At 71.1% G+C, this 1,358-nt stretch carries 3 protein-coding genes; all 3 read left to right on the top strand.

The window, feature by feature from the left end:
- The coding region (locus ABZ793_RS34670; RefSeq protein ID WP_357465223.1) for a hypothetical protein at positions 1-295 on the top strand (295 nt) is incomplete at its 5' end.
- A gap of 20 nt (positions 296-315) precedes the next feature.
- A complete protein-coding gene (locus tag ABZ793_RS34665) occupies positions 316-663 on the top strand; it encodes a DUF4035 domain-containing protein (RefSeq protein ID WP_357465221.1) in 348 nt (115 codons plus the stop codon).
- Positions 617-1,358, top strand: a 742-nt coding sequence (locus ABZ793_RS34660; protein WP_357465219.1) for a phage tail tape measure protein, incomplete at its 3' end; no start/stop codon positions are given. The genes ABZ793_RS34665 and ABZ793_RS34660, both read left to right, overlap by 47 nt.

The raw sequence follows: 1,358 nt of genomic DNA, 5'->3' as shown, positions 1-1,358 counted from the left end.
CACCGGCGCCCAGCGTGACGCCTACGAGCAGTCGCTGGTGCAGCAGCGCGGCGGCAACCGGCAGATGAACCTGCGCAACGCGCGGGCCAAGCTGATCGTGCTGTGCGCCGTCGACGAGCACGGCAGCCAGCTGTTCACCGAGGCCGACGTCAACGCCCTGTCCCGCAAGAACGCCAAGCCCATCGACCGGGTGTTCGAGGCGTGCAAGAAGATCGCCGGGCTGTCCGACGACGACGTGGACAAGCTGACCGAGGATTTCGGCGCGACCCAGGGCGACGATTCCGCCACCGACTAGCGGCGCACCTGGGCTGCACCGTGGGCGAGCTACTCGCCCGCATCGACGCCCGGGAGCTGTCGGCGTGGATGGCGTACGAGCGGGTGACCGGCCCGCTCGGCCCGGAACGCGCCGACATGCACGCGGCGATCATCGCCTCCACCATCGCCAACGCCAACCGTGGCAAGCACGGCCGGCGGTTCACGCCGGAGGACTTCCTGCCCCGCTGGGACCAGCGCGGCGCGGCGGCCCCGGCCGGCGAGCAGACCGGCGAGGACCACCTGCGACTGATCCGGTCGCTGAACAAGGCCATGGGTGGCCTGGAGACGGGAGGTGTGCAAGGTGGCGACACTCGCGGACCTGATGGTGAAGATCGGCATCGACAGTGACGGCGTCACCAAGGGCACGGGTGAGATCGAGTCCCGCTTCCAGAAGACGTGGGGGAGGGTGAAGGCCGGTGCCGCCGTCGCCGGCGCCGGCATCGGCCTGGCCCTCGCCGCCGGCGCGATGTCCGGGCTGGAGCAGAGCAAGCTCCAGGGCGTGCTGGCCGCTCAGCTCGGTGCCGGCCCGGCCGAGGCGGCGGCGCTGGGCAAGCTGTCCGGCGAGTTGTATGCCGACGGGTTCGGCGCCGACATGCCGGCGGTGACCAGCGCGATCCGCGCGGCCGCGCAGTCCGGTCTGGTCGACGTCACCCGGGCTGCGGACGCCACCAGCAAGGCGACGGTGGAGAAGCTGCTCACCGTCGGGCAGGTGCTCGAGGAGGACACCAGCCGGGTCACCGCGGCGGTGTCGACCATGCTGCGTACGGGGATGGCCAAGTCCGCCGAGGACGCGATGGACCTGCTCGTCGCCGCCACCCAGCGCGGCGCGAACAAGTCCGAGGACCTGCTCGACACGATGGAGGAGTACTCCACCCTGTTCCGGTCTCTCGGCCTGGACGGGCCCACGTCGCTCGGCCTGATCTCGCAGGCCCTCGCCGGTGGCGCACGGAACGCCGACATCGCCGCAGACGCGATCAAGGAGTTCGGCATCAAGGCGATCGACGGGTCCAAGGGCGCCCGCGACGCCTACAAGCTGCTGGGCA

The sequence above is a fragment of the Micromonospora sp. NPDC047465 genome (genome assembly GCF_040643125.1).
In the GTDB taxonomy this organism is placed as follows: domain Bacteria; phylum Actinomycetota; class Actinomycetes; order Mycobacteriales; family Micromonosporaceae; genus Micromonospora.
The sequence above is the reverse complement of the archived record's forward strand: the minus strand, read 5'-3'. Positions and strand labels throughout refer to the sequence as shown.